At 70.2% G+C, this 24,725-nt stretch carries 30 protein-coding genes, 1 tRNA gene and 1 riboswitch; of the genes, 12 read left to right on the plus strand and 19 right to left on the minus strand.

Annotated elements, in window-relative coordinates; all coding sequences use genetic code 11:
• Window positions 1-3: 3 nt before the first annotated feature.
• Window positions 4-780, minus strand: coding sequence for an ABC transporter permease (locus ACZ4VK_RS05175; protein ID WP_468348878.1), 777 nt, complete (start codon window positions 778-780; stop codon window positions 4-6).
• 115 nt (window positions 781-895) lie between these two features.
• Window positions 896-1,696: an ABC transporter permease gene (locus tag ACZ4VK_RS05180; protein WP_468348880.1), complete on the minus strand. Its 801-nt coding sequence runs from the start codon at window positions 1,694-1,696 to the stop codon at window positions 896-898.
• 136 nt (window positions 1,697-1,832) lie between these two features.
• Here ACZ4VK_RS05180 and ACZ4VK_RS05185 point away from each other — a divergent pair, with 136 nt between their 5' ends.
• A complete protein-coding gene (locus tag ACZ4VK_RS05185) occupies window positions 1,833-4,049 on the plus strand; it encodes a transglycosylase domain-containing protein (protein WP_468348560.1) in 2,217 nt (738 codons plus the stop codon).
• On the opposite strand, the gene ACZ4VK_RS05190 is transcribed toward ACZ4VK_RS05185, so the two are convergent.
• The 3 genes from ACZ4VK_RS05190 to ACZ4VK_RS05200 form a co-directional block, all read right to left on the minus strand.
• On the minus strand, window positions 4,043-4,363 hold the full coding sequence (locus tag ACZ4VK_RS05190; protein WP_468348562.1) for a DMT family transporter: 321 nt from the start codon (window positions 4,361-4,363) through the stop codon (window positions 4,043-4,045). The two genes, ACZ4VK_RS05185 and ACZ4VK_RS05190, sit on opposite strands and share 7 nt — an antisense overlap.
• A gap of 33 nt (window positions 4,364-4,396) precedes the next feature.
• A riboswitch (guanidine-III (ykkC-III) riboswitch) is annotated at window positions 4,397-4,457 on the minus strand.
• Window positions 4,458-4,526: 69 nt separating this feature from the next.
• Window positions 4,527-4,865, minus strand: coding sequence for a GroES family chaperonin (locus tag ACZ4VK_RS05195; protein ID WP_389679381.1), 339 nt, complete (start codon window positions 4,863-4,865; stop codon window positions 4,527-4,529).
• Between the two features lie 46 nt (window positions 4,866-4,911).
• Window positions 4,912-5,232 carry a DUF3618 domain-containing protein gene (locus tag ACZ4VK_RS05200; protein WP_468348565.1) on the minus strand — a complete coding sequence of 107 codons (321 nt, stop codon included), beginning with the start codon at window positions 5,230-5,232 and terminating at the stop codon, window positions 4,912-4,914.
• A 122-nt stretch (window positions 5,233-5,354) separates the two neighbouring features.
• On the opposite strand from ACZ4VK_RS05200, the gene bcp reads away from it, so the two are divergent.
• From bcp to ACZ4VK_RS05225, 5 genes are all read left to right on the plus strand, one after another.
• Window positions 5,355-5,828 carry a thioredoxin-dependent thiol peroxidase gene (bcp, locus tag ACZ4VK_RS05205; protein WP_468348567.1) on the plus strand — a complete coding sequence of 158 codons (474 nt, stop codon included), beginning with the start codon at window positions 5,355-5,357 and terminating at the stop codon, window positions 5,826-5,828.
• 109 nt (window positions 5,829-5,937) lie between these two features.
• A complete protein-coding gene (gene proP / locus ACZ4VK_RS05210) occupies window positions 5,938-7,434 on the plus strand; it encodes a glycine betaine/L-proline transporter ProP (protein WP_468348569.1) in 1,497 nt (498 codons plus the stop codon).
• 155 nt (window positions 7,435-7,589) lie between these two features.
• Complete coding sequence (locus ACZ4VK_RS05215; protein ID WP_468348571.1) at window positions 7,590-8,231, plus strand: HNH endonuclease signature motif containing protein; 642 nt, start codon at window positions 7,590-7,592, stop codon at window positions 8,229-8,231.
• Window positions 8,228-8,890 (plus strand): HNH endonuclease, encoded by a 663-nt coding sequence (locus ACZ4VK_RS05220; RefSeq protein ID WP_468348573.1) that lies wholly within the window; start codon window positions 8,228-8,230, stop codon window positions 8,888-8,890. The genes ACZ4VK_RS05215 and ACZ4VK_RS05220 overlap by 4 nt, the downstream gene beginning before the upstream one ends.
• Before the next feature lie 12 nt (window positions 8,891-8,902).
• Window positions 8,903-8,975: transfer RNA gene (locus tag ACZ4VK_RS05225), tRNA-Leu, on the plus strand.
• A gap of 55 nt (window positions 8,976-9,030) precedes the next feature.
• Here the strand turns inward: ACZ4VK_RS05225 and rdgB are convergent.
• The 4 genes from rdgB to ACZ4VK_RS05245 all read right to left on the minus strand — a co-directional run bounded on the left by rdgB (window position 9,031) and on the right by ACZ4VK_RS05245 (window position 11,194).
• Window positions 9,031-9,633, minus strand: coding sequence for an RdgB/HAM1 family non-canonical purine NTP pyrophosphatase (gene rdgB / locus ACZ4VK_RS05230; protein ID WP_468348575.1), 603 nt, complete (start codon window positions 9,631-9,633; stop codon window positions 9,031-9,033).
• Between the two features lie 26 nt (window positions 9,634-9,659).
• On the minus strand, window positions 9,660-10,040 hold the full coding sequence (locus ACZ4VK_RS05235; protein ID WP_468348577.1) for a hypothetical protein: 381 nt from the start codon (window positions 10,038-10,040) through the stop codon (window positions 9,660-9,662).
• 99 nt (window positions 10,041-10,139) lie between these two features.
• Window positions 10,140-10,871: a ribonuclease PH gene (gene rph / locus ACZ4VK_RS05240; RefSeq protein WP_468348579.1), complete on the minus strand. Its 732-nt coding sequence runs from the start codon at window positions 10,869-10,871 to the stop codon at window positions 10,140-10,142.
• 89 nt (window positions 10,872-10,960) lie between these two features.
• On the minus strand, window positions 10,961-11,194 hold the full coding sequence (locus ACZ4VK_RS05245) for a PTS sugar transporter subunit IIB (protein ID WP_345487976.1): 234 nt from the start codon (window positions 11,192-11,194) through the stop codon (window positions 10,961-10,963).
• A 233-nt stretch (window positions 11,195-11,427) separates the two neighbouring features.
• Between ACZ4VK_RS05245 and ACZ4VK_RS05250 the strand changes: the two genes are divergently transcribed.
• Both ACZ4VK_RS05250 and ACZ4VK_RS05255 read left to right on the plus strand, forming a co-directional pair.
• Entirely contained in the window at window positions 11,428-12,729 is a 1,302-nt protein-coding gene (locus tag ACZ4VK_RS05250) for a PTS transporter subunit EIIC (protein ID WP_468348582.1), read from the plus strand.
• 269 nt (window positions 12,730-12,998) lie between these two features.
• Window positions 12,999-14,264: a PTS transporter subunit EIIC gene (locus ACZ4VK_RS05255; protein WP_468348584.1), complete on the plus strand. Its 1,266-nt coding sequence runs from the start codon at window positions 12,999-13,001 to the stop codon at window positions 14,262-14,264.
• A 70-nt stretch (window positions 14,265-14,334) separates the two neighbouring features.
• Here ACZ4VK_RS05255 and ACZ4VK_RS05260 read toward each other — a convergent pair whose 3' ends face one another.
• Window positions 14,335-15,087, minus strand: a complete 753-nt coding sequence (locus tag ACZ4VK_RS05260; protein WP_468348587.1) for an MBL fold metallo-hydrolase — start codon at window positions 15,085-15,087, stop codon at window positions 14,335-14,337.
• A 203-nt stretch (window positions 15,088-15,290) separates the two neighbouring features.
• On the opposite strand from ACZ4VK_RS05260, the gene ACZ4VK_RS05265 reads away from it, so the two are divergent.
• Entirely contained in the window at window positions 15,291-15,788 is a 498-nt protein-coding gene (locus ACZ4VK_RS05265; RefSeq protein ID WP_468348589.1) for a type II toxin-antitoxin system PemK/MazF family toxin, read from the plus strand.
• A 79-nt stretch (window positions 15,789-15,867) separates the two neighbouring features.
• Here ACZ4VK_RS05265 and ACZ4VK_RS05270 read toward each other — a convergent pair whose 3' ends face one another.
• The 4 genes from ACZ4VK_RS05270 to ACZ4VK_RS05285 all read right to left on the minus strand — a co-directional run bounded on the left by ACZ4VK_RS05270 (window position 15,868) and on the right by ACZ4VK_RS05285 (window position 18,064).
• Window positions 15,868-16,818 (minus strand): PLP-dependent cysteine synthase family protein, encoded by a 951-nt coding sequence (locus ACZ4VK_RS05270; protein WP_468348591.1) that lies wholly within the window; start codon window positions 16,816-16,818, stop codon window positions 15,868-15,870.
• 5 nt (window positions 16,819-16,823) lie between these two features.
• Entirely contained in the window at window positions 16,824-17,102 is a 279-nt protein-coding gene (locus ACZ4VK_RS05275; RefSeq protein WP_468348593.1) for a MoaD/ThiS family protein, read from the minus strand.
• Window positions 17,103-17,195: 93 nt separating this feature from the next.
• Window positions 17,196-17,312 (minus strand): putative leader peptide, encoded by a 117-nt coding sequence (locus ACZ4VK_RS05280; protein WP_389679392.1) that lies wholly within the window; start codon window positions 17,310-17,312, stop codon window positions 17,196-17,198.
• A gap of 113 nt (window positions 17,313-17,425) precedes the next feature.
• On the minus strand, window positions 17,426-18,064 hold the full coding sequence (locus tag ACZ4VK_RS05285) for an HD domain-containing protein (RefSeq protein ID WP_468348596.1): 639 nt from the start codon (window positions 18,062-18,064) through the stop codon (window positions 17,426-17,428).
• Window positions 18,065-18,136: 72 nt separating this feature from the next.
• Here ACZ4VK_RS05285 and ACZ4VK_RS05290 point away from each other — a divergent pair, with 72 nt between their 5' ends.
• Window positions 18,137-19,087 (plus strand): GlxA family transcriptional regulator, encoded by a 951-nt coding sequence (locus tag ACZ4VK_RS05290; RefSeq protein ID WP_468348598.1) that lies wholly within the window; start codon window positions 18,137-18,139, stop codon window positions 19,085-19,087.
• Here the strand turns inward: ACZ4VK_RS05290 and ACZ4VK_RS05295 are convergent.
• The 4 genes from ACZ4VK_RS05295 to clpS form a co-directional block, all read right to left on the minus strand.
• Window positions 19,084-19,509: a M67 family metallopeptidase gene (locus tag ACZ4VK_RS05295; RefSeq protein ID WP_468348600.1), complete on the minus strand. Its 426-nt coding sequence runs from the start codon at window positions 19,507-19,509 to the stop codon at window positions 19,084-19,086. The genes ACZ4VK_RS05290 and ACZ4VK_RS05295 overlap by 4 nt on opposite strands.
• Window positions 19,510-19,585: 76 nt before the next feature.
• Entirely contained in the window at window positions 19,586-21,013 is a 1,428-nt protein-coding gene (locus tag ACZ4VK_RS05300) for an amino acid permease (protein ID WP_468348602.1), read from the minus strand.
• Between the two features lie 322 nt (window positions 21,014-21,335).
• Window positions 21,336-21,920: a DUF2017 domain-containing protein gene (locus ACZ4VK_RS05305; RefSeq protein WP_468348604.1), complete on the minus strand. Its 585-nt coding sequence runs from the start codon at window positions 21,918-21,920 to the stop codon at window positions 21,336-21,338.
• A complete protein-coding gene (gene clpS / locus ACZ4VK_RS05310) occupies window positions 21,920-22,225 on the minus strand; it encodes an ATP-dependent Clp protease adapter ClpS (protein ID WP_073807902.1) in 306 nt (101 codons plus the stop codon). The genes ACZ4VK_RS05305 and clpS overlap by 1 nt, the downstream gene beginning before the upstream one ends.
• A gap of 101 nt (window positions 22,226-22,326) precedes the next feature.
• Here clpS and ACZ4VK_RS05315 point away from each other — a divergent pair, with 101 nt between their 5' ends.
• Entirely contained in the window at window positions 22,327-23,655 is a 1,329-nt protein-coding gene (locus tag ACZ4VK_RS05315) for a nicotinate phosphoribosyltransferase (RefSeq protein ID WP_468348606.1), read from the plus strand.
• Between the two features lie 98 nt (window positions 23,656-23,753).
• Window positions 23,754-24,353, plus strand: coding sequence for a nicotinamidase (locus tag ACZ4VK_RS05320; protein ID WP_468348608.1), 600 nt, complete (start codon window positions 23,754-23,756; stop codon window positions 24,351-24,353).
• A gap of 28 nt (window positions 24,354-24,381) precedes the next feature.
• Here the strand turns inward: ACZ4VK_RS05320 and ACZ4VK_RS05325 are convergent, their stop codons facing one another.
• Complete coding sequence (locus tag ACZ4VK_RS05325; protein ID WP_389679401.1) at window positions 24,382-24,693, minus strand: hypothetical protein; 312 nt, start codon at window positions 24,691-24,693, stop codon at window positions 24,382-24,384.
• Window positions 24,694-24,725: the final 32 nt, after the last annotated feature.

Genomic DNA, 24,725 nt, shown 5'->3' on the forward strand with positions numbered 1-24,725 from the left:
CCTTCAGCTTCCCGTCGAGCGGTACGAGCGGATTCCCGCCCGCCACGCGAGGCCCGCCACCCCGCAGCAGGCCACCGCCACCAGCGGCGAGGCGAACACCGCCCACTCCGGCACCCCCGCCGGGGCCGGCCGGCCAAGCACGTACAGGGCGGGCAGCCAGTTCACGAACGCCAGCGGTACGACGTACACGACCCCCCGCACCAGCTCCTGCGCGAAGATCGTCGGCGGATACTGGAGGAGGGTGTTCCCGCCGTACGTGAACGCGTTCGTCACCTCCGCCGCGTCCTGCATCCAGAAGAGCGTCGACGCGCCGAGCACCATGAGCGCCGCGAAGATCACCGCCCCGGAGACCAGCGTCACCGGCAGCAGCACCACCTTCACCGGCGTCCACTCCACGTCGAGCAGGAGCAGCCCCCAGACCAGGACGAACACGCCCTGCGCGACCCGGCCGAGCCGCCGCAGCGCGAACTTGTCCGCCGCGACCTGGGCGAGGAGCGGCGCGGGGCGCAGCAGGAACGTGTCGAGCGAGCCGTCCCTGACCCGCTTCCCCATCCGCTGCAGCGAGCCCATCGTGAGGTCCGCGATCCCGAACGACGTGCCCGCCGTCCCGTACAGGAAGGCGACCTCCGCGAAGCCGAAGCCGCCGAGGCCCTTCACCTGGCCGAACATCAGGAGGATGACGACGAAGTCGAAGAAGGTGACGCAGAAGCTGGTCACGAGCGTGAGCGCGAAGGAGGAGCGGTACGTCATCGTGGACCGGATCCACATGCCCGCCACCATCCGGTACGTACGCCAGGAGTCCCCGACCGTACGGCGGACACTCCGGTACGACTCCGGGGAGTCCCCGGCCGTACGCCAGGAGCCCCTGTCCGTACGGCGGTCGGCCCGCGTCGTCTCAGCCACCCTGCACCACCACCTTCCGCGTCGCCGCCGCCTGCACCAGCCGGCCCGCCCCGAGCAGCACGAGCGCCCAGCTGCCCTGGAAGGCGTACGCCCCCGCCAGCGCCCAGCCCTCGTACCTCCCGAGGTACACATCGGCCGGTACCTGGAGCAGTGACGCCCAGGGCAGCATCCGCGCGATCTCGCCGAGGGCGCCCGGGAACACGGTCAGCGGGAGCAGCATCCCCGAGAAGAACAGGCCGCTCAGCCACACCACCTGCACCACTCCCTGGCCGTCGAGCAGCCAGAACGCGCTCATCGCCGCCAGGTACCAGATCGCGAAGCCGACCGTCGAGCCCAGCGCCACCGACACCAGGAAGGCGAGCCAGGCGCCCGGTCCCGACGGGAGCGTGAAGCGGAACGCGAGCGCGCCGACGGCCATCGGGACGACCCCGCGGCCGAGCAGCTGGAAGGCGGACCGGCCGGCGTTGGCCGAGAACCACCACAGCTGGAGGTCGGCCGGGCGGTAGAGGTCGACGGCGATGTCCCCGGTCCTGATCCGCTCGATCAGCTCGTCCTCGAAGCCGCCGCCCATCATCCCGCAGACCGTGATCAGCGCCTGCCCGATCCAGACGTACGCGAGGGCGTCGTCCATCGAGTAGCCGCCGAGCCGCGGGCGTTCGTGCCAGAGGGCGATATAGGTGTACGAGAGGACGAAGCCGAAGACGCTGTTGGTGAACACGCCCGCGGCGGTCGCCACCCGGTAGGTGGCGTGGCGCCGGAACCCGCCCGCGGCCACCGTCGCGTACAGCCGCAGCATGGGGCTCCCCCCTACGAAATGACAGCGAAGCGCACGACCCTAGTGGGGTGCGGCTCGGCGCCGCGAGCGGATTTCGCGTCAGATCCGGGTCGCAAACGGGAGATTGCGCACCTTCCGTGCACTATCTAATGTCATGTCCCTTTCCTCCGGTATGAGCGACTCCGACACCCCCCGGCCACCCCGCCCGGGCTGGGAGCCGAGGGACCCCACCCTCCCCGCACGGACGCCCCCACCCCCGCCCCGCCCCGCGAAACGCCCCCGCCGCGTCCTGCGCACCCTCGCCGGGCTTTCCCTGCTCGGCGTCCTGCTGTTCGCCGGCGCCCTCGTCGCCGGCTACCTCCTGGTGGAGATCCCGCCCGCCAACGCCGCCGCCGTCGCCCAGTCCAACGTCTACCTCTACCGCGACGGCAGCCCCCTCGCCCGCGACGGCGAGGTCAACCGCGAGAACGTACGGCTCGACCGCGTCCCGCTCCCCGTCCGGCAGGCCGTCCTCGCCGCCGAGGACCGCGACTTCCACACCTCCCGCGCCGTCGACCCCAAGGCCATGCTCCGCGCCGCCTGGAACACCGTCACCGGCAAGGGCCGCCAGTCCGGCTCCACCATCACCCAGCAGTACGTCAAGAACTACTACCTCGGCCAGGAGCAGACCCTCACCCGCAAGGCCAAGGAGTTCTTCATCGCGATCAGGCTCGGCCGCGAGAAGAGCAAGGAGGAGATCCTCCAGGGCTACCTGAACACCAGCTACTTCGGCCGGAACGCGTACGGCGTCCAGGCCGCCGCCCGCGCCTACTACGGCAAGGACGTCGAAGACCTCGACACCGCCGAAGGCGCGTACCTCGCCTCCCTCCTCAAGGCCCCCAGCGCCTACGACGTCACCACCCACCCCGAGAACCGCGCCAAGGCCGTCGCCCGCTGGAACTACGTCCTCGACGGCATGGTCACCGAGGGCTGGCTGACCCGCGCGGACCGCGCCGCCGCCCGCTTCCCCGCCCCGCAGACCGCCCGCGCCGCCACCGGCCTCTCCGGACAGCGCGGCTACCTCGTGCAGGCCGCCGAGGAGTACCTGACCAGCCACGGGATCGTCGACGAGAAGACCCTCGCCGGCGGCGGCTTCCGCATCACCACCACCCTCGAACCCTCCACACAGGAGGCCCTCGTCCAGGCCGTCGAGGACCGCGTCATCTCGCGCCTCGACCCGGAACGGGTCCCCGCCGACCGGTACGTCCGCGTCGGCGCGGCGGCCGTCGACCCGGCGAGCGGCAAGGTCCTCGCGCTGTACGGCGGCGTCGACTACACCCGGCAGTACGTCAACAACGCCACCCGCCGCGACTACCAGGTCGGCTCCACCTTCAAGCCCTTCGTCTTCACGGCGGCCGTACAGAGCGGGGCGCAGACCCAGTACGGCGAACCCATCACCCCGTACACCCTCTACGACGGCAGCAACCGGCGCCCGGTGGAGGGCTGGAACGGCACCCCGTACGACCCCGCCAACGAGGACGACGAGAGCTACGGCGAGATCGCCGTCGGCGCCGCCACCGACCTCTCCGTGAACGCCGTGTACGCCCAGATGGCCGTCGACGTCGGCCCCGGGCACGTACGCCGCACCGCCGTCGCCCTCGGCCTGCCCGGCTCCACCCCCGACCTCACCGCCTCCCCCTCCATCGCGCTCGGCCCCGCCACCGCCAGCGTGCTCGACATGGCGACGGCGTACGCCACCCTCGCCGCGCACGGCCGGCACGGCAGGTACACCCTCGTCGCACACGTCAGCAGGGACGGCCACGATCTGACACCGCCCGCCGCCCCGGTCCGGCAGGCCGTGAGCCGGGAGGCCGCCGACACGACCACGTCGATCCTGCGGAGCGTCGTCGAGGCGGGCACGGGAACGGCCGCGCAGACCGCCGGGCGCCCCGCGGCCGGCAAGACGGGCACGGCGGAGGACGACAAGGCGGCCTGGTTCGCCGGCTACACCCCGGAGCTCGCGACCGTCGTCGCGCTGATGGGTCAGGACCCGGAGACGGGACGCCAGGAACCGCTGTACGGGGCGCTCGGACTGCCCCGGGTCAACGGGGGCGGGGCCCCCGCCGAGATCTGGGGCCAGTTCACCCGCGAGGCCCTGGCCGGGACACCGCCACGGGACTTCGAGCTCCGGCTGATGCCCGGAGCGGAGGAACCGCCACCCGTGCCGCCGGTGCCGGACATGCCGGAGGGAACGGAGGGGCCGGACGGTTCGCAGGAGCCGCCGTACGGGACGGGCGAGGCGGGCCCGGGCGCGACGGTGTCACGCAGCCCCGATCCCCGCACCGCGGCGACGGGCAGCCCCGGGCCCGCAGGCGGCGACCCGCGTCAGTGACCCGAGGTCGCCTTCAGGCCGACCACGGCGACCAGCAGAAGACAGACGAAGAAGATCCGGGCGGCGGTCGCCGGCTCACCGAGCACCACCATGCCGAGCACCGCCGCACCGGCCGCGCCGATCCCGACCCAGACGCCGTACGCCGTGCCGATCGGCAGCGTCTTGGCGGCGTGCGAGAGCAGCAGCATCGAGGTGACGATCCCGGCGCCGGTGAACACGCTCGGCCAGAGGCGGGTGAAACCGTCGGTGTACTTCATCCCGATCGACCAGCCGACTTCCAGCAGACCCGCGACGACGAGAAGAACCCAGGCCATGACGACGACACCTCCGCGAGACGGAACAACAGGAGTGCGTCGTCTTGTCGAAAACCCGGTACGGCGCGTCTCGTCGGGGTCCCTCCAGGCTAGCAAAGAACGAACAAAAGCCCTGGTGACGGTGGTCACCAGGGCCTGAGAAGCCTTCACCTACAGATGTCGCCTACAGATACAGACCGGTCGAGTCCGTGGCGCCCGCGAACCGGTCCGCGGCCACCGCGTGCAGATCGCGCTCCCGCATCAGGACGTACGCGACACCCCGCACCTCGACCTCGGCGCGGTCCTCGGGGTCGTACAGCACCCGGTCACCGATCTCGACCGTACGGACGTTCTGCCCGACCGCGACCACCTCGGCCCAGGCCAGGCGCCGGCCGACGGCGGCGGTCGCGGGAATCAGGATGCCGCCGCCGGAGCGCCGCTCCCCCTCCGGGGAGTCCGTACGGACCAGGACCCGGTCGTGCAGCATCCGGATGGGCAGTTTGTCGTGCGTGTTCTCGCTCACGGGGTGAACCTACCTGCCCGGGCGTGCCGCCCCCGGCGGGGAGGGGTCATCGCCTGCCTTTGCGGGAGGACCTGGCGAGCAGCCCGATGACCGCGACGGCCACGAGTGCCACCGGCACCACGCGCTCCAGGCGGGGAGCGCCGTCCTCATGGGTGAAACGTGCCTTCACATCCGAGACGACCCGGTTGACGGCCACGAAGGCACGTCCCGCGGTCTGGTCGACCGTCGAGGCGACCTTGGCCTTCGCGTCTCCGATGATCGTCTTCGGGTGCATCCGAATGCCGATCTCGTCGAGAGTGACGGCGAGCTGCTCGCGCCGGCGGACGATGTCCGCCTCGATCTGCGCAGGGGTCCTGGACTCCGACACCGCGCTGCCTCCGTAGTCGTATTCCGGTCGTTGACGGACAGTCTGTCAGCTCCGCGGCGGATGGGCCGCCCCTGACCCCCATTAGGCTCTGAAGGCGTAAGCGCACTTTCCCGAGGAGAGCCATGAGCGAGCGACTGCAGCCCGGTGACACCGCCCCCGCCTTCACCCTGCCCGACGCGGACGGCAAAGAGGTCTCCCTCGCGGACCACAAGGGCCGCAAGGTCATCGTCTACTTCTACCCGGCCGCGCTGACCCCCGGCTGCACGAAGCAGGCCTGTGACTTCACGGACAACCTGGACGTGCTCGCCGCCGCGGGCTACGACGTCATCGGCGTCTCGCCGGACAAGCCGGAGAAGCTGGCGAAGTTCCGCGAGAAGGAGAACCTGAAGGTCACCCTGGTCGGCGACCCGTCGAAGGAGACCCTGGAGGCATACGGCGCCTTCGGCGAGAAGAAGCTGTACGGCAAGACGGTGACGGGCGTGATCCGCTCGACGGTCGTCGTCGACGAGGACGGCAAGGTGGAACACGCCTTCTACAACGTGAAGGCCACCGGCCACGTCGCCAAGATCCTCAGGGACCTCTCCATCGGGGCCTGAAGGCCCCGCTGATGTGACGGACGCCCCAATCAGGGCCCGCCCCCGTTTGTGATCGGCATGACCGTGCAGAAGTGCCTCTCGAGTTCCCCCTCAGAGAGGACGTACGGTCATGTCGGCCACAGACCGCGAACCCGCGGCCGATCCCGATGCCCAGAGACGCCACCCGCGCCTGTTCAGGGCCGTCACCCGGCGCCGACAGCCCAAGCTCCGCCGCACCGACATCACGGTGACCGACGAGGCGGCCGTCAAGCGGGCCGTCCGGGCCGCCTCCCTGGGCAACGCCATGGAGTGGTTCGACTTCGGCATCTACGCCTACCTCGCCGTCACCCTCGGCCACGTCTTCTTCCCCTCCGGCAACGACACCGTCCAGCTGCTCTCGTCGTTCGCGACCTTCGCCGTCGCCTTCCTGATCCGCCCGCTCGGTGGCATGGTGTTCGGCCCGATGGGTGACCGGCTGGGCCGCAAGAAGGTCCTCGCCCTCACCATGATCCTCATGGCCGTCGGCACCTTCGCCATCGGCCTGATCCCGTCGTACGCCTCCATCGGCCTCTGGGCACCGGCGCTCCTGGTCCTCTTCCGGATGCTCCAGGGCTTCTCCACCGGCGGCGAGTACGGCGGCGCCTCCACCTTCATCGCCGAGTACGCGCCCGACCGCCGCCGCGGCTACTTCGGCAGCTTCCTGGAGTTCGGCACCCTGGCCGGCTACGTCGCCGCGGCGGGCCTGGTCACGGCGCTCACCGCGTGGCTCGGCCCCGACACGATGGAGGCGTGGGGCTGGCGCGTGCCGTTCCTGGTGGCGGGACCGCTGGGCCTGGTCGGCCTCTACCTGCGACTGCGGCTCGACGAGACGCCCGCCTTCCGGAAACTGGAGTCCGACACGGCGAACGTCTTCGACGCCGCCGACCCTGTGGAGACCACGACCAAGGGCGACCTGACGAAGATCTTCCGGCAGCAGTGGCCGGCGCTGATCCTGTGCATCGCCCTGGTGGGCGCGTACAACATCACCGACTACATGCTGCTGTCGTACATGCCCACGTACCTCTCCGACGAGCTCGGCTACAGCGAGACCCACGGACTGCTCGTCCTGCTGCTCGTGATGATCCTCCTGATGCTGGTCATCACCCGCGTCGGCCGCCTCAACGACCGCTACGGCCGCAAACCGGTACTGATGGCGGGCATGCTCGGCTTCCTCTTCCTCTCCCTGCCCGCGTTCCTGCTGATCGGCCAGGGCGGCATACCGGCGATCACGACGGGCATGCTCATGCTCGGCCTGTCACTGGTCTGCATGCTCGGCACCATGTCGGCGGCGCTCCCGGCACTCTTCCCGACCGACGTCCGGTACGGCTCGCTCTCGGTGGGCTACAACCTGTCGGCGTCGCTGTTCGGCGGTACGACCCCGCTGGTCATCACGGCCCTGATCGGCGCGACGGGCAGCAACCTGATGCCGGCGTACTACGCGATGGGCGCGGCGCTCGTGGGCGTGATCGCGGTGGCCTGCATGAAGGAGACGGCCCAGCAGCCCCTGGAGGGCTCGCCCCCGTCGGTGGAGACCCATGAGGAGGCGGCGGAGCTGGTGATGGCCCGGGCTCCCGGGCCGAAGTTCTGACGCCCGTGCTCCGACGGCCCGCACCTGAGAATCGGTGCGGGCCGTCGACCACGCCCCACACGCGATATTCGTACGCGTTATGACGTGACCGTCCGATATTCGGCTCGTTAGTCCGTACGAGGCCGCGAACGTGCGGCCGGATCGGAGGGGGTCCGATGGGGACGAGCGTGTACACGAGGGAACGGCTCGAAGAGGCGGCGCGAGGGGCACGGACGCTGACGGAGGCACTGGAACGGCTGGGGGCGGATCCGAAGAGCGGGTCGCGAAGGTACCTGCGGGAGCGGATGCGGAGGTTCGGGGTGGACATCTCTCACTTCGAGCAGGAGGGGACCCGATGGACGCGTGAAGTCCTGGCACAGGCCGTGGCCGCCTCGACGAACATGTGCGATGTGTTGCGGCGGCTCGGGGTGGACGTCGTCGGCGGGCAGCACACGCACATCAGCCGCCGGATCAAGGCATACGGCATCGACACTGCGCACTTCCACGCACCGTCCCGGCGAGGGAAGCCCAGGCGCCCACGGACAGCCGAAGGCTTGCTCGTCGAGCAGACCGGCCCGCTGACCCGACGCGTCCCGAGCGACCGCCTTGCGTGGGCGATGACGGAGTCCGGGATGCGGAGGCAATGCAGGAGGTGCGGCAACGAGGCCGTATGGCGGGGTCGACCGCTTCCATTGGAGATCGACCACGTCGACGGCGACTGGCGCAACAACCGGATCGAGAACCTTCGCTTCCTCTGCCCCAACTGCCACTCGGCGACCGACAACTACCGCGGGCGCGGCAAGAGGCGAACCTCGTGACCAACGGTCCGCGATACACCCGCGAGCGATTGACCGAAGCCGCCGCGCGATGCTCGAACATGGACGAGGTCGTCGCTTTCTTCGACTCGCCGCCGTGTGCCAAACTCCGCCGCTACCTGCTGAAGCGTTTCAACCATTACGGAATCGACGTCTCACACCTCACCCGCAGGAGGCGGCGCAGCGGGCAGCCTCACCGGCCAGCGCCGGGCGAGCTGAGGCAGGCTGTCGACCAGGCCATCTCCGTAGCCGGTACCCTCCGTGCCCTGGGGAGGCCCTACACCGGACAGATGCGCGAGCTGTTCCAGCAATGGGTCAAGGAAGACGGCCTCGACACGTCCCACTTCCTGGGGCAGGCACACCAGCGGGGAAAGCAGGGGCCTACTCCGGTCAAGCGGCCCGAGGACGTTCTTGTGCGCCACGACCGGGGGCGCCGGACCAGAAGTCACCTGCTCCGTCGAGCGCTCCGCGAATCCGGCGTCCCCGAGAAGTGCGCCGAGTGCGGCATCGGCGCCGAGTGGCTCGGCAAGCGCATGACTTTGGAGGTCGATCACTCCAACGGGGACTGGGCCGACGACCGACGCGAGAATCTGCGGCTGCTGTGCCCCAACTGCCATGCGATCACCGATACCTGGTGCCGGGGAGGAAGGCGAGTAAAGTAGTGGCTCGTGTACGCGCCCGTACGCCAAGGGCTGAGCGGCGATCTTTAGGTGGTCGTGTCTGTCGGTTCGAATCCGACCGGGCGTACCCGTACGAACGGCCCAGCACACATCGTGTCGCTGGGCCGTTCGCATGCGGGCTCTCAGCCCAGCAGTTCCTTCACCACCGGTACCAGCGCCCTGAACGCCTTGCCTCGGTGGCTGATCGCGTTCTTCTCCTGCGGGGTCAGTTCCGCGCAGGTGACCTCGCGGCCCGTCGGCTGGAGGATCGGGTCGTAGCCGAAGCCGTTCGTGCCGATCGGGGTGTGTCGGAGGGTGCCTTCCAGGCGGCCTTCCACCACGCGTTCCGTGCCGTCCGGGAGCGCCAGGGCCGCCGCGCAGGCGAAGTGGGCGCCTCGGTGTTCGTCCGGGATGTCGGACAGTTGGGCCAGGAGCAGGTCCAGGTTCGCGCGGTCGTCGCCGTGGGTGCCGGACCAGCGGGCCGAGAAGATGCCGGGGGCGCCGTTCAGGACGTCGACGCAGAGGCCCGAGTCGTCGGCTACGGCCGGGAGGCCGGTCGCCCGGGCCAGGGCGTGGGCCTTGAGCAGGGCGTTCTCGGCGAAGGTGACGCCGGTTTCCTTGACGTCGGGGATCTCCGGGAACGCGTCCGCGCCGACGAGTTCCAGGTCGAGACCTGCGTCGGCGAGGATCGCGTGGAGTTCGGTGATCTTGCCCGGGTTGCGGGTGGCGAGGATCAGACGGGTCATGCCGTTGATTATCCGGGGTCAGGCGGTCAGCCCGGCGTGCAGACCTTCGCCACCTCGCCCGCCGCGTCCGTGATCGGCTGGATGTCCGGCGTCGCGTCGCCGTTCTTCACCGCCGTGCGGACGGTCTCGACGCCCTTCGTGAGGTCGTCCACCGCCTTCGCCAGGTCGGCGTTGTCGGTGGTGTTCTTGAGGTTGCCCAGCTCCGTGGAGATGGAGTTGAGGGATTCCTCGATCTGCGTCACGTCGTTGGAGGCGTTGGAGACGGCTTGCTGGAGCTTGTCGACCGACGTGGCTATCGCGTCGGCGGTCTTGACGCAGTCCATGGCGGTGTCGAGGGCTCCGCAGCCGCTCAGGACGGTGGTGAGCGCGGCGGCCGTGGCCACGGCGAGTGCGAGACGGCGCTTCAAGGCGGGTCCTCCCCAGATTCGTAGACGCGTACGGGCGCACGGATCGTATCCGTGCGCCCGTTGTCCGTCAGGACGCCGTACGAGGTCGGGGGGTTGCGACTACAGCGTTCCTTCGAGGGCCTTGCGCTGGATCTCGGCCAGGTCGGCGCAGCCGCCGGAGGCGAGGTCGAGGAGGGCGTTGAGCTCCTTGCGGTCGAAGGGCTCGGCCTCGGCGGTGCCCTGGACCTCGACGAAGCGGCCGTCGCCGGTGCAGACGACGTTCATGTCGGTGTCGGCGCGGACGTCCTCCTCGTAGCAGAGGTCGAGGAGGGGGGTGCCGTCGACGATGCCGACGGAGACGGCGGCGACGGTGCCGGTGAGGGGCTTGCGGCCGGCCTTGACGAGCTTCTTGCCCTGGGCCCAGGCGACCGCGTCGGCGAGGGCGACGTACGCGCCGGTGATCGCGGCGGTACGGGTGCCGCCGTCGGCCTGGAGGACGTCGCAGTCGAGGACGATGGTGTTCTCGCCGAGGGCCTTGTAGTCGATGACGGCCCGGAGGGAGCGGCCGATGAGGCGGGAGATCTCGTGGGTGCGTCCGCCGATCTTGCCGCGGACGGATTCGCGGTCGCCGCGGGTGTTGGTGGCGCGGGGCAGCATGGAGTACTCGCCGGTGACCCAGCCTTCTCCGCTTCCCTTGCGCCAGCGCGGGACGCCTTCGGTGACGGAGGCGGTGCAGAAGACCTTGGTGTCGCCGAAGGAGATGAGGACGGAGCCCTCGGCGTGCTTGCTCCATCCGCGTTCGATGGTGACGGGGCGGAGCTGTTCGGGGGTACGGCCGTCGATTCGAGACATGGGTCGAGCCTAGCGGGACATGGGGAAGGGCCCGTTCCCCTGCCGGAACGGGCCCTGCGCCGATGCGGTGTGCTGACGGGGTCAGCTGCTCACATCATGTCCTCGATGTCGGCGGCGATCGGGTCGGCGTCGGTGCCGATGACGACCTGGATCGCGGTTCCCATCTTCACGACGCCGTGGGCGCCGGCGGCCTTGAGCGCGGCTTCGTCGACCAGGGCGGGGTCCACGACTTCGGTACGCAGGCGGGTGATGCAGCCTTCGACCTCTTCGATGTTGTCGATGCCGCCGAGCCCAGCGACGATCTTCTCAGCCTTGCTGGCCATGTGTCTCTCCCTGTCCGTTCCGTTCGCGAGCACGCGAATCTCGGCGCACCTGCGGTCCGCTTTGTCACGGTAACCCACGGTTGGCCCAACTTCGCGAGCGGGTGCCGCCGTTCTGTCGAATGATGACGATCACCGGCGGCCTGTCCTCAGCGGGCTCCCGGAGCCTACCGCAACTGGTCTACACCAGTGCAACGAGACGCGGACCCGGCTTGTTCCGGGCAGGGAGGACGCCGATGACCACCGAAAGCGCCGCGGCCGCACCGAGGAAGAAGTCCCGGGGGAGCGCGCTCTTCCAGGGGCTTCAGAAGATGGGGCGCAGCCTCCAGCTCCCCATCGCCGTCCTGCCGGCCGCGGGCATCATCAACCGCCTGGGCCAGGACGACGTCTTCGGCAAGGACGGTCTCGGCTGGGACAACGTCGCCAAGGTGATGGACGGCGCGGGCGGGGCGCTGCTCGACGGCAGCCTCGGTCTGCCGCTGTTGTTCTGCATCGGTGTCGCCATCGGCATGGCGAAGAAGTCGGACGGTTCGACGGCGCTCGCGGCGGTCGTCGGCTTTCTCGTGTACTACACGGTCCTGCGGCAGTTCCCGAAGGACTGCGTGCCGGGTACGCAGGACATCGGCGGCGGCTGCCTCGGCCCCGACGAGACCTTCGCCGGGTACACGTACCAGAACCCGGGGGTCTTCGGCGGCATCATCATGGGCCTGCTCACCGCGTACCTCTGGCAGCGGTACCACCGCGTGAAGCTGGTCGACTGGCTCGGCTTCTTCAACGGCCGGCGGCTCGTCCCGATCATCATGGCCTTCGTCGCGATCGCGTTCGCGGCGATCTGTCTGTGGATCTGGCCGCCGATCGGTGACGCCCTGGAGAGCTTCAGCGACTGGCTCGTCGGTCTGGGCGCCTGGGGTTCGGGCATCTTCGGTGTCGCCAACCGCGCGCTGCTCGTGATCGGTCTGCACCAGTTCCTGAACGTGCCGGTGTGGTTCCAGTTCGGTTCGTACGAGAAGCCGGACGGTTCGGTGGTCCACGGTGACATCACCATGTTCCTGGAGGGCGACCCGAACGCCGGTCAGTTCACGACGGGCTTCTTCCCCATCATGATGTTCGCCCTGCCGGCGGCGGCGCTCGCGATCACGCACTGCGCGAAGCCGCACCGCCGCAAGGTGGTCGGCGGTCTGATGCTGTCGGTGGCCCTGACGTCGTTCGTCACGGGCATCACGGAGCCGCTGGAGTACTCGTTCCTCTTCATCGCGCCGGTCCTGTACGCGATCCACGCGGTGCTGACGGGCGTCTCGATGGCGGTCACGTGGGCGCTCGGCGTGAAGGACGGCTTCAGCTTCTCGGCGGGTCTGATCGACTACGTGATCAACTGGAACCTGGCGACGAAGCCGTGGCTGATCATTCCGATCGGTCTCGGTTTCGCGGTCGTGTACTACGTGATCTTCCGGTTCGCGATCATCAAGTTCGACCTTCCGACCCCGGGCCGTGAGCCGGAGGAGGTCGAGGAGGAGATGGAGCGGGACAACGTCAAGTGACCCCGTGACCTGACCGCTCCGGGCGTTCGCCCCTTCCTTAGCTCGCCGCAAGGCCCCTGGACCTCATGGTCCGGGGGCCTTCGTCGTTCACATTCCGCTATGGCGCGGGCACACAGAATTCGCAGGTTCCTTATCTAAGTCTCACGTGCTAAAACTGGTCTACACCACTCATTGGTGTAGACCACGCGGTCCAGACCACCGCGTTCCACGAGACGCCGCCGTCCCCGTTTTCCTGACCTCTGGCGGCGCCTTGCCCACTGGAGGAAGTTGTGTCTACGGCCAGTGCCGCCCCCGCGGCCCAGAAGAAGAAGGGCTCCGGCGCGATGGCTGTCATGCAGCGCATCGGCCGCAGCCTCATGCTGCCGGTCGCGGTGCTGCCCGCCGCCGCGCTCCTGGTCCGATTCGGCCAGCCGGACATGCTCGGCAGGGAGTCGTTCCCGACCGTCATCAACAAGATCGCCGGCTACATGGCGGCCGGCGGCGGGGCCATCCTCGACAACATGGCCCTGCTGTTCGCCGTCGGCATCGCGATCGGCTTCGCCAAGAAGTCGGACGGCTCCACCGCGCTCGCGGCCGTGACCGGCTACCTGGTCTTCCAGAAGGTGCTCGCCACCTTCACGGACAGCAGCCTCCCCAAGAAGGAAGCGATAGTCGACGGCAAGATCGTCCTGGTGGAGCAGGCGGTCGACGCCAAGGTCCTCGGCGGCGTCGTGATGGGCATCATCGTCGCCCTGCTCTACCAGCGCTTCTACCGCACCAAGCTGCCGGACTGGGCGGGCTTCTTCGGCGGCCGCCGTCTCGTCCCGATCCTTTCCGCCTTCGCGGGTCTCATCACCGGCGTCGTCTTCGGTCTGATCTGGCCGTGGCTGGGCTCGGGGCTGCACTGGTTCGGTGAGAGCCTGGTCAACTCCGGCGCCGTCGGCGCGGGCGTCTTCGGTGTCGCCAACCGCGCGCTGATCCCCGTCGGCATGCACCACCTGCTGAACTCGTTCCCGTGGTTCCAGGCCGGTGAGTTCGACGGCAAGAGCGGCGACATCGCCCGCTTCCTCGCCGGCGACCCGACCGCCGGACAGTTCATGACCGGCTTCTTCCCGATCATGATGTTCGCCCTCCCGGCGGCCTGCCTCGCGATCGTGCACTGCGCCCGCCCCGAGCGCCGCAAGGTCGTCGGCGGCATGATGTTCTCCCTCGCGCTCACCTCCTTCGTCACCGGTGTGACCGAGCCGATCGAGTTCACCTTCATGTTCATCGCGCCGGTGCTGTACGCCATCCACGCCGTCCTGACCGGTGTCTCGATGGCGCTGACCTGGGCGCTCGGGATGAAGGACGGCTTCGGCTTCTCCGCCGGTGCCGTGGACTTCTTCCTGAACCTGGGCATCGCGTCCAACCCGTGGGGTCTGGCCCTGGTCGGCCTCTGCTTCGCGGCGGTCTACTACGTGGTCTTCCGCTTCGCGATCACCAAGTTCAACCTTCCGACGCCGGGCCGCGAGTCCGACGAGGAGCTCGCCGAGCTGCAGAAGGCCGAGGCGAAGTAAGCCGTACGCGGCACACGCCGAAGCCCCCGCCCTTCCTCACGAAGGGCGGGGGCTTCTGCCGTTCCCGCGCTCAGACCTCGTAGACCGCGCCCGGTCTCGCCAGCTCCGAAGGCCCCCCGTACACCTCGCGCGCGTCCGCCAGGTTCCGTTCGCCGTCGGTCCACGGCGGGATGTGGGTGAGGACGAGCCGGCCCACCGACGCGCGGGACGCCTCCGCGCCCGCCTCCCGGCCGTTGAGGTGGAGCGCCGGGATGTCCTCCTTGCCGTGGGTGAAGGAGGCCTCGCAGAGGAAGAGGTCGGTGCCCCGGGCGAGCTCGTGCAGCGACTCGCAGACCCCGGTGTCGCCGGAGTACGTCAGCGAGCGGCCGCCGTGCTCGATCCGGATGCCGTACGCCTCGACCGGGTGGCACACCTTCTCCGTACGGACGGAGAACGGGCCGATCTCGAAGGCGCCCGACGTCAGCGTGCGGAAGTCGAAGACCTCGCTCATCGAGGTGGCGGAGGGCGTGTCCGCGTACGCCGTGGTCAGGCGCTGCTCGGCGCCCTCGGGTGCGTAGACGGGGATCGCGTCGCAGCGTCCGCCCTCGTGCCGGTAGTAGCGGGCCACGAAGTACCCGCACATGTCGATGCAGTGGTCGGCGTGCAGATGGCTGAGGAAGATCGCGTCGAGGTCGTACAGACCGATGTGTCGCTGCAGCTCGCCCAGGGCGCCGTTGCCCATGTCGAGGAGCAGCCGGAAGCCGTCGGCCTCGACGAGGTAGCTCGAACAGGCCGAGTCCGCGGACGGGAACGACCCGGAGCAGCCGACGACGGTGAGCTTCATGGAGCGGGAACCTCCGTGGACGGATACGGAAAGCGCGCTGGGGAGGGGGGAGGCTGTGCGGCTTGTCGAGCGTAAGGCGCTCCTGGGCCTGTCGCTCCTTCGTGGTGGCCCGTTGTGGGCGAACTCACGGGCTCTGTCACCGGTTCGGATGGATGGCGGGGCGCCTCGGCGGAGTGAGGCACGCGCCGGTACCGTCTTGAGGTATGGACACGTCGTGGTGGCCCGCGCTGGTCGCGGTCGTGGTGATCGCGCTGGTCGTGGCGGTGGCCGATGGGTGGAGGCGGTCGTCGCGGCCGTCGCGGCCGTCGTCCGCGCGGCGGCCCTCGGGGCGGACCCGGCCGCCGACCCGCCGGCCCGCCGGGCCGCGGAAGGCTCCAGCCCGACCGGGCCGGTCACCGCGGGCGGCCGAGATCTGGTGGGCCGACGTGCCCTTCGAGGACGGGCCCGGGTCGAAGGACCGGCCCTGTCTCGTTCTGTCCGTACGCGGGGACTGCGCGCTCGTCGCCAAGATCACCAGCAAGTACCACGACGAGCGGCCGGGGGTGATCGCGCTGCCGCCGGGGGCGGTGGGCGATGCGCAGGGGCGGCCGAGCTTTCTGGAGACGGACGAGCTGCGGGAGGTGCCGGTGGCGGACTTCCGGCGGAGAGCGGGGACGGCGGACCCGGTCGTGTGGGACCGGGTCCGCCATCTCGCGCGCTAGCTTGCTGGTGCGGGGCCCTTGGGTGCGGGTCCCGGCGCTGAAGGCCTGGGCCCGGCAGGGGGCGCCGTCCCGTGCGGGGCTACGCCCAGAGCTGGCCCTGGACCGCTTCGATGGCCTCTTCGGTCGTCTTCGCCGTGTAGAGGCCGGTGGACAGGTACTTCCAGCCGCCGTCGGCGACGACGAAGGCGATGTCCGCGCTCTCGCCGGCCTTGAGCGCCTTGTTGCCGACGCCGATGGCGGCGTGCAGGGCGGCGCCCGTGGAGACGCCCGCGAAGATGCCCTCCTGCTGGAGGAGTTCGCGGGTGCGGGTGACGGCGTCGGCGGAGCCGACCGAGAAGCGGGTGGTGAGGACGGAGGCGTCGTACAGCTCGGGGACGAAGCCCTCGTCGAGGTTCCGGAGGCCGTAGACGAGGTCGTCGTAGCGCGGTTCGGCGGCGACGATCTTGACGTCGGGCTTCTGCTCGCGCAGGTAGCGGCCGACGCCCATGAGCGTTCCCGTGGTGCCGAGGCCGGCCACGAAGTGGGTGATCGAGGGCAGGTCCGCGAGGATCTCGGGGCCGGTGGTGGCGTAGTGGGCGCCCGCGTTGTGCGGGTTGCCGTACTGGTAGAGCATCACCCAGGTCGGGTTCTCGGCGGCGAGTTCCTTGGCGACGCGTACCGCCGTGTTCGATCCGCCCGCCGCGGGGGACGAGATGATCTCGGCGCCCCACATGGTGAGCAGCTGGCGGCGCTCCTCGCTGGTGTTCTCGGGCATGACGCAGACGATGCGGTAGCCCTTGAGCTTGGCGGCCATGGCGAGGGAGATGCCGGTGTTGCCGCTGGTCGGCTCCAGGATGGTGCAGCCGGGGGTGAGCCGGCCGTCCTTCTCGGCCTGCTCGATCATGTGGAGCGCGGGGCGGTCCTTGACCGAGCCGGTCGGGTTGCGGTCCTCCAGCTTCGCCCAGATGCGGACGTCGTCCGAGGGCGAGAGCCGGGGGAGGCGGACCAGCGGCGTGTTGCCGACCGCGGCCAGCGAGGAGTCGTAGCGCATGTGGATCAGACCATGCCACCGGCGACGGCCGGCAGGATCGTGACGTTGTCGCCGTCGGTGAGCTTGGTGTCGATGCCGTCGAGGAAGCGGACGTCCTCGTCGTTCAGGTAGACGTTCACGAAGCGGCGGAGCTTGCCCTCGTCGACGATGCGGGCCTCGATCCCGTTGTGGCGGGACTCCAGGTCGGCGAAGAGCTCGGCAAGGGTCGCGCCGCTGCCCTCGACGGCCTTCTGGCCGTCGGTGTAGGTGCGGAGGATGGTCGGGATGCGGACCTCGATGGCCATGGCGTGGGCTCCTGTCGGAAGTGACGTGGTGGGCGCGCGGCTGGGGCCCCCGCGCGGAGGGGGGTCGTGCTGGACGTGCGCTCGACCGGTCGTTCAGAGCGCGGCGCGGGAGGTACAGATCGCGCTGGCGAGGCGGCACAGGTCGACGTGCAGGCGGCCTACGAGCATGACTGTGCCCGGAGTCTCTTCGCTCACGTCGTGGGAAACCATGGGCTCATCGTATCGATTCCCGGTCCGGGTTTCGGAATGTGATCTCACATGATGGATGCTTTCTGCCCGCCTGCCGGACGGAACCCCGGTGACCTCGCCTTCCTTCCCTCCGCTCACTCCGGCCAGGCGGAGTTCTGGATGGTCGTCACGAAGTCTCCGGGGGCGAAGCCGGGCACGAAGTGGCGCAGGACGTCGGCCTTCACGTTGCCGAAGGTGGTGTCGGGCCGGGGCGCGATGCCCTCGGTGAAGGCGGCGAGGATCCGCTTCTTGAAGTCGGGGCGGGGGTGGGCGGCGACGATCGCGGCCCGGTCCTCGGGGGTGACGGCGGCGGGGTCGTCGTAGCCGATGCCGAGGACGTCGTACTCGACGCCGGCCGTGACGAGGGCGACCTCGGGCTCCATGAACGCGGGGACGCCGGGGGTGGTGTGGAGGGCGATGGCGGTCCAGACGCGGCGGACGGCGTCCTCGTCGGCCCCGTGGGAGCGGAGGAAGGCGGCGGCCTCCTCGGCGCCGTCGACCTCGAAGCGGCGCCCGCTGCCCCGGTGCCTCTCCCCCAGGCCGAGGTCGTGGAACAGGGCGCCGACGTAGAGGAGTTCGGGGTCGAAGGAGAGCCCTCGGGCGCGGCCCTGGAGGGCGCCGAAGAGGTAGACGCGGCGGGAGTGGTCGTAGATCAGCTCGCTCGTGGTGTCGCGGACGAGTTCGGTGGCGGCGGTGGCGAGGCTGCTGTCGGGGATCAGCGCGAGAGCGTTCATGGGGCAAGCCTCGCCGTCGGGGCCGTGGCCCCGCCATGTCCCTGCGGACAGGCATCCCACAGAATCGGACACATGACGGTCACGACGGTGCACTCGGTGATGGTGTTCGCTTTCGACGGCGTGCGGCTGCTCGACGTCTCGGCTCCCCTCAAGGTGTTCTCGACGGCGGGGGCGGGCTATGAGGTACGGGTGTGCTCGCCCGGCGGGCGGGACGTCCGCACCTCCTGCGGGCTGCGGATCGGGGCGGACCTCGCGGCGGACGCGGTGACGGCGACGGACACGCTGATCGTGCCGGGGGCGGTGGACGTGGGGCGGTGCGCGGCGGTCGCTCCGGGGGTCGCGGAGCTCGCGGCGCGCTCCGGGCGGGTGGCGTCGGTCTGTACGGGGGCGTTCGCGCTCGCGGCGGCCGGGCTGCTCGCCGGGCGGCGGGCGACGACGCACTGGGAGCACGCGGCGGAGCTGGCCCGCCGCCACCCGGACGTGGAGGTGACCCCGGACGCGATCCACGTGCGGGACGGGGAGGTGTGGAGTTCGGCGGGGGTGACGGCCGGGATCGACCTGTGTCTGGCCCTGGTGGAGGAGGACCGGGGGCCGGAGGCGGCCCGTGCGGTGGCGCGGGACCTGGTGGTCTTCCTCCAGCGGCCGGGCGGGCAGTCGCAGTTCTCGGCGGCCTCGCGCGTTCCCCCGACCGGGCATCCGGTGGTCCGGCCGCTGCTCGACGCGGTCGTGGCGGATCCGGCGGCGGACCACAGCGCGCGGGCGATGGCACGGCGGGCGGGGGTGAGCGCCCGGCATCTGACCCGGCTGTTCCGGGAGCAGGTGGGGGGGACGCCCGGGGCCTGTGTGGAGCGGGTGCGGGTGGAGGCGGCCCGGATGCTGCTCGAAGGCGGGGCGGGGGTGACGCGGGCGGCGGCACGGAGCGGGCTCGGGAGCGACGAGAGCCTGCGGAGGGCGTTCGCCCGGCATGTCGGGGTCACGCCCTCCGCGTACGTCGCGCGCTTCCGTACGACGGGCGGGCCCTAGGCGTACGCCTCGACGACCTTGACCTCTTCCTCGGTCACGACGCCCTCGACGATGGTGAAGGAGCGGAACTGGAAGGGTCCCGCGCCGTCGCTGTCGGCGGTGGAGACGAGGACGTAGTGGGCCTGGGGCTCGTTCGCGTACGAGATGTCCGTGCGGGACGGGTAGGCCTCGGTCGCGGTGTGGGAGTGGTAGACGATGACGGGCTCCTCGTCCCGGTCGTCCATCTCGCGGTAGAGCTTGAGCAGGTCCGCGGAGTCGAACTCGTAGAACGTGGGCGAGCGGGCCGCGTTCAGCATCGGGATGAAGCGCTCGGGGCGGCCGCTGCCGGCCGGGCCCGCGACCACGCCGCAGGCCTCGTCGGGGTGGTCCTTGCGGGAGTGTTCCACGATCTGGTCGTACAGGGCCCGGGTGATGGTCAGCATGCCGACAGGATAGACAGACGGGCCGTCCCGTACCGAGGAGTGGTACGGAACGGCCCGGATGCTGGGACGTGGCAGGTCAGGACCGCTTGGCGAAGGCCGCGCCCTCGGGGTTGCGGGCCTTCAGGACCAGGTAGGAGACGCCGAGGATCAGGCCCCAGACCGGTGCGGCGTAGAGGGCGGTACGGGCGCCCTCGTCGACGCCCATCATCACGATGACCATGCCGATGAAGAGGAGCGCGAACCAGCTGGTGTACGGGGCTCCCGGGGCCTTGAAGGTGGACTCGGGGAGCTCGCCGCGGTTCGCCTTGGCGCGGTAGCGGATCTGGCAGACCAGGATCATGATCCAGGCCCACATGCCGGAGATGGTGGCGAAGGAGACCACGTACTCGAAGGCCTTGCCGGGGGCCACGTAGTTGATCCAGACGCCGACGAGCATCAGCGAGGCCGAGAAGGTCAGGCCGAGGAGCGGGGTGCCGCTCTTGGTCAGCCTGGTGAAGACCTTGGGGCCCTGGCCGTTGAGCGCGAGGTCGCGCAGCATGCGGCCGGTGGAGTACATGCCCGAGTTGCAGGAGGAGAGGGCGGCGGTCAGCACCACGAAGTTGACGATGGCGGCGCCGACGCCGAGGCCCATCTTCTCGAAGGCGGCGACGAACGGGGAGATGCCCGGCTGGAACTCGGTCCACGGGACGACCGACAGGATCATGATCAGCGCGCCGACGTAGAAGACGGCGATGCGCCACGGCACGGTGTTGATGGCCTTGGGCAGGACGGTCTTCGGGTCCTTGGACTCGCCCGCGGTGACGCCGACGAGCTCGACGGCGAGGAAGGCGAACATCACGATCTGCAGGGTCATCAGCGTGCTGCCGATGCCGTTCGGGAAGAAGCCGCCCTGGTTCCACAGGTGGGCGACGGTGGCGGTGTCGCCGGCGTCGGAGAAGCCGAGGGTGAGGATGCCGGCGCAGATCAGGATCATGCCGATGATCGCGGTGACCTTGACCATGGAGAACCAGAACTCCAGCTCACCGAAGAGCTTCACGGAGATCAGGTTGGCGCCGTAGAGGATGACGGTGAAGACGAGCGCGGAGATCCACTGCGGGATGTCCCACCAGTACGTCATATAGGTGGCGGCGGCGGTGACCTCGGTGATGCCGGTGACGACCCAGAAGAGCCAGTACGTCCAGCCGGTCACGAAGCCCCAGAAGGGGCCGACGAACTCGCGGGCGTACTCGGCGAAGGAGCCGGACACCGGGCGGTACATGAGCAGTTCGCCCAGGGCCCGCATGATGAAGAAGATGACCAGGCCCGCGATGGCGTACGCGAGGATCAGGCTGGGGCCCGCCTTGGCGATGGCCTTGCCCGCGCCGAGGAAGAGGCCGGTGCCGATGGCGCCGCCGATCGCGATCATCTGGATCTGCCGGGCGCCGAGGCCTCGCTGGTAGCCCTCGCCGCCGTCCACGGCCCCGTCGGTGCCGTCGTTCTGCTGGTCGACCTGCACAGAGGTCATGGTGGTGCGCCTTTCTCCATGCTGATCCGCGCGACTGCGAGTGCGTCTGCCGCGGATCAGATCCTGATCCCCCCGGATGTGGATGGAGTTGCCACCGGCGGTCAGCCGGTCGGAGCGCCCTCGGGGACAGGGGTGGCGTCCCCGAGCGGTCGTGAAGATTTATCACGGGCCGGGACACGATCGAGGGAGTTGCGCGTGGCGCACGTCACGGAAAACGGCGGGCAAAGGACGCTCAACACGGCAAAGCGGACGCTCTGATAACGCATTCGTTATCCGGATTTGAGCGTCCGCTGAGCGAACATCTGGGGTCGCGCGTCTCGCGTTATGACATCAGCGTCTCGATGAGGGACTCCTGGAGCGCCCCCAGCCAGAGGTACGCCATCACCATCGGCTTGCGCGGGTCGGAGTCCGGCAGCCGGTACAGCTGCTCGCTCTCCTCGTCGTCGGTGACCTCAAGCCGGGTGCCGATGGTGAGCCGGAGGTCGTTCAGCGCGCCGAGCCAGGCCCGGGCCTCGTCCGGGCTCAGCTTCAGGACCGCGCCGCCCTCGCCGGCCGCGTCGGCGGAGAGCGCGTCGAGGGCGCGCACCACGACGAGGGCGTCCTCGCGCTTGCGGGCCCGCAGGTCGTTCTCGGTGTAGCGGCGGAAGTCGGAGGCGGCCGCCCGCAGCTCCTCGCTGTCGTCCCCGTACGCGTCGGGGAAGAGGCGCCTGAGGGCGGGGTCGGACGGCGGCTTGCTCGGGCCCTCGGCGAAGAGCGCGGCCAGCGGGTCCTCGTCCTTGGTGGGCTCGTCGCCCGGTCCGATCAGCTCCATGAGCTGGACGGCGAGGGAGCGGAGGATGGAGATCTCGACGTCGTCGAGGGCGACGGCGGCGCCGCCGCCGGGCAGGGCCTCGAAGTGTCCGGCCATCAGAAGCGGTCCTGGGAGAGCGTCGCCCAGAGGCCGTAGCCGTGCATCGCCTGCACGTCGCGTTCCATCTCCTCGCGGGTGCCGCTGGAGACCACCGCGCGGCCCTTGTGGTGGACGTCGAGCATCAGCTTGTGCGCCTTGTCCTTGGAGTAACCGAAGTACGACTGGAAGACGTAGGTCACATAGCTCATCAGGTTGACCGGGTCGTTGTGCACGAGGGTCACCCAGGGCACGTCCGGCTCGACGACGGCGGAGACCTCCTCGGCCGACTCCGTACGTTCGATCTCAATAGGCGCGACGCTCACTCACCCCATGCTGCCACCCCGGGGGCCCCCTCGCACAAACGGGGTCACCCGGTCGACCCCCTATTCGTCACTCTGACGATTTCTGCGCTAGCATCGCTGACATGAACGCTGCGGACCTTGGGCTCCCGGTGGACGTGCCGTCGACCGCGCTCTTCACCGACCAGTACGAGCTGACCATGCTCCAGGCGGCCCTCAGGGGCGGCACCGCCGACCGGCGGTCCGTCTTCGAGGTCTTCACCCGCCGACTGCCCGAGGGGCGGCGCTACGGCGTCCTCGCGGGCGTCGGCCGGGTCCTGGACGCCGTCGAGAACTTCCGTTTCGACCCCGCGGTGCTCGGCTTCCTGCGCGAGCACGGCATCGTCGACGAGCCGACCCTGGAGTGGCTGGCGCGCTACCGCTTCTCCGGTGACATCTGGGGCTACCCCGAGGGCGAGGTGTACTTCCCCGGCTCCCCCGTCCTGCGCGTCGAGGGCTCCTTCGCGGAGTGCGTGCTCCTGGAGACCGTGATCCTCTCGATCCTCAACCACGACTCGGCCATCGCCGCCGCCGCCTCCCGCATGTCGGCCGCGGCCGGCGGGCGCCGCCTGATCGAGATGGGCGCCCGGCGCACCCACGAGCTGGCGGCCGTCGCCGCCTCCCGTGCCGCGTACGTCGGCGGCTTCGACTCGACCTCGGACCTCGCGGCCGGCTTCCGCTACGGCATCCCGACCGTCGGCACCTCCGCCCACGCCTTCACCCTCGTCCACGACAGCGAGCGGGACGCCTTCCAGGCGCAGGTCGAGAGCCTCGGACGCGGGACGACCCTGCTCGTCGACACCTACGACGTGGCCGAGGCCGTCCGGACCGCCGTGGAGGTGGCGGGGCCCGAGCTCGGCGCCGTCCGCATCGACTCCGGCGACCTGCTGCTGGTCGCGCACCGCGTACGGGCGCAGCTCGACGAGCTGGGGGCGCGGGACACGAAGATCGTCGTCACCTCCGACCTCGACGAGTACGCCATCGCCTCGCTCGCGGCGGCCCCGGTCGACGCGTACGGGGTGGGCACGCAGCTGGTCACCGGCAGCGGCCACCCGACCTGCTCGATGGTCTACAAGCTGGTGGCGCGGGCGGCCTCGGCCGACCTGAAGGCGCCGCTCGTGCCGGTGGCCAAGAAGTCCCTGGGCGGCAAGGCCTCGATCGGCGGGCGCAAGTGGGCGGCGCGCCGGCCCGACGCGTACGGGGTCGCGGAGGCGGAGGTCGTGGGCACGGGCCCGGTGCCGCCCGAGCTCACCGACCGGCAGCTCCTGGTGGAGCTGGTCAAGGGCGGTGACGTGGTGGCGAGGGAACCCCTCGAGGCCGCGAGGTCCCGGCACATCACGGCCCGTGGCGGGCTGCCGATGTCGGCGATCCAGCTCTCCCGCGGCGAGCCGGTGCTGCCGACGGAGTACATGTAGAAGCCTCCGGACGGAGGATCGGGACGCCCCCTCCCGGCGGGAGGGGGAAGTCTCTAGGCTCGGACCCACCCCTCCCCGACCCGCTAAGGACACCCGCCATGCACCGCGCATTGATCGTTGTGGACGTGCAGAACGACTTCTGCGAGGGGGGCAGCCTCGCGGTGACCGGCGGCGCGGACGTCGCCGCCGCCATCACCGACCTGGTCGGCCAGACGGCGGGCAGCTCCTACCGGCACGTGGTCGCGACCCGTGACCACCATGTCGACCCGGGCGCGCACTTCGCCCCGGAGGGCGAGGAGCCGGACTACGTCACCTCCTGGCCGGTGCACTGCGTGGCCGGTACGGAGGGGGTGGGCTTCCACCCGAACTTCGCGCCCGCCGTCGCCAGCGGGGCGATCGACGCCGTCTTCGACAAGGGCGCGTACGACGCGGCGTACAGCGGCTTCGAGGGGCACGACGAGAACGGGCGGACGCTCGCGGAGTGGCTGCGCGAGCGGGACGTCACCGAGGTCGACGTGGTGGGTGTCGCCACCGACCACTGCGTCCGGGCGACGGCCCTGGACGCGGCCCGCGAGGGCTTCCGCACCCATGTGCTGCTCGACCTGACGGCGGGCGTCGCGAAGGAGACGACGGACCGGGCCCTTGAGGAGCTGCGGGCGGCGGGCGTGGAGCTGACGGGCCGGCCGGTGGTGGCCTGACCCCCGGCCATGATCCGCCGGGCCCGCCCTAGGCGGCGGGTGCTCTGGGGAGGGACCGTACGGGGTGCCAGAGCTCCTGGGCGGCGCCCGGGGTGGATCTCCAGAGCAGACCGTCGGGGTGGTGCAGCACGGCCGTGACCTCGTCCGGGGTGGGGGGCTCGCTGTTGCCGCGGAGGTAGACCGCTCGCAGCCCCAGGTTCCGCAGCCGGGTGAGGGCGCGGGCCCGGTTCGCCGCGTGGACCAGGAAGCGGACGGTGACGCCGTCGCGGGCCGGGCTCGGCAGCCCTATCGCGACGACCACGCTGCCTCCGGGCAACTTGCAGAACCCTCCGTTGGGCATGCGGAACCACTCCCCCGTGGATTGAATGTCAA

The sequence above is a fragment of the Streptomyces sp. NPDC028711 genome, assembly GCF_055565415.1.

Excerpts from the sequence above, each read along its gene's own strand:
- ACZ4VK_RS05280 (WP_389679392.1), bottom strand. The coding sequence starts at position 17,312 with ATGGTTTCCCACGACGTGAGCGAAGAGACTCCGGGCACAGTCATGCTC.
- ACZ4VK_RS05215 (WP_468348571.1), top strand. The coding sequence starts at position 7,590 with ATGGGGACGAGCGTGTACACGAGGGAACGGCTCGAAGAGGCGGCGCGA.
- ACZ4VK_RS05245 (WP_345487976.1), bottom strand. The coding sequence starts at position 11,194 with ATGGCCAGCAAGGCTGAGAAGATCGTCGCTGGGCTCGGCGGCATCGAC.
- ACZ4VK_RS05250 (WP_468348582.1), top strand. The coding sequence starts at position 11,428 with ATGACCACCGAAAGCGCCGCGGCCGCACCGAGGAAGAAGTCCCGGGGG.
- ACZ4VK_RS05320 (WP_468348608.1), top strand. The coding sequence starts at position 23,754 with ATGCACCGCGCATTGATCGTTGTGGACGTGCAGAACGACTTCTGCGAG.
- ACZ4VK_RS05185 (WP_468348560.1), top strand. The coding sequence starts at position 1,833 with ATGTCCCTTTCCTCCGGTATGAGCGACTCCGACACCCCCCGGCCACCC.
- ACZ4VK_RS05325 (WP_389679401.1), bottom strand. The coding sequence starts at position 24,693 with ATGCCCAACGGAGGGTTCTGCAAGTTGCCCGGAGGCAGCGTGGTCGTC.
- proP (WP_468348569.1), top strand. The coding sequence starts at position 5,938 with ATGTCGGCCACAGACCGCGAACCCGCGGCCGATCCCGATGCCCAGAGA.
- ACZ4VK_RS05305 (WP_468348604.1), bottom strand. The coding sequence starts at position 21,920 with ATGGCCGGACACTTCGAGGCCCTGCCCGGCGGCGGCGCCGCCGTCGCC.
- ACZ4VK_RS05275 (WP_468348593.1), bottom strand. The coding sequence starts at position 17,102 with ATGGCCATCGAGGTCCGCATCCCGACCATCCTCCGCACCTACACCGAC.
- ACZ4VK_RS05270 (WP_468348591.1), bottom strand. The coding sequence starts at position 16,818 with ATGCGCTACGACTCCTCGCTGGCCGCGGTCGGCAACACGCCGCTGGTC.
- rph (WP_468348579.1), bottom strand. The coding sequence starts at position 10,871 with ATGTCTCGAATCGACGGCCGTACCCCCGAACAGCTCCGCCCCGTCACC.
- ACZ4VK_RS05300 (WP_468348602.1), bottom strand. The coding sequence starts at position 21,013 with ATGACCTCTGTGCAGGTCGACCAGCAGAACGACGGCACCGACGGGGCC.
- bcp (WP_468348567.1), top strand. The coding sequence starts at position 5,355 with ATGAGCGAGCGACTGCAGCCCGGTGACACCGCCCCCGCCTTCACCCTG.
- ACZ4VK_RS05190 (WP_468348562.1), bottom strand. The coding sequence starts at position 4,363 with ATGGCCTGGGTTCTTCTCGTCGTCGCGGGTCTGCTGGAAGTCGGCTGG.
- ACZ4VK_RS05290 (WP_468348598.1), top strand. The coding sequence starts at position 18,137 with ATGACGGTCACGACGGTGCACTCGGTGATGGTGTTCGCTTTCGACGGC.
- ACZ4VK_RS05285 (WP_468348596.1), bottom strand. The coding sequence starts at position 18,064 with ATGAACGCTCTCGCGCTGATCCCCGACAGCAGCCTCGCCACCGCCGCC.
- ACZ4VK_RS05175 (WP_468348878.1), bottom strand. The coding sequence starts at position 780 with ATGGTGGCGGGCATGTGGATCCGGTCCACGATGACGTACCGCTCCTCC.
- ACZ4VK_RS05265 (WP_468348589.1), top strand. The coding sequence starts at position 15,291 with ATGGACACGTCGTGGTGGCCCGCGCTGGTCGCGGTCGTGGTGATCGCG.
- rdgB (WP_468348575.1), bottom strand. The coding sequence starts at position 9,633 with ATGACCCGTCTGATCCTCGCCACCCGCAACCCGGGCAAGATCACCGAA.
- ACZ4VK_RS05315 (WP_468348606.1), top strand. The coding sequence starts at position 22,327 with ATGAACGCTGCGGACCTTGGGCTCCCGGTGGACGTGCCGTCGACCGCG.
- ACZ4VK_RS05260 (WP_468348587.1), bottom strand. The coding sequence starts at position 15,087 with ATGAAGCTCACCGTCGTCGGCTGCTCCGGGTCGTTCCCGTCCGCGGAC.
- ACZ4VK_RS05295 (WP_468348600.1), bottom strand. The coding sequence starts at position 19,509 with ATGCTGACCATCACCCGGGCCCTGTACGACCAGATCGTGGAACACTCC.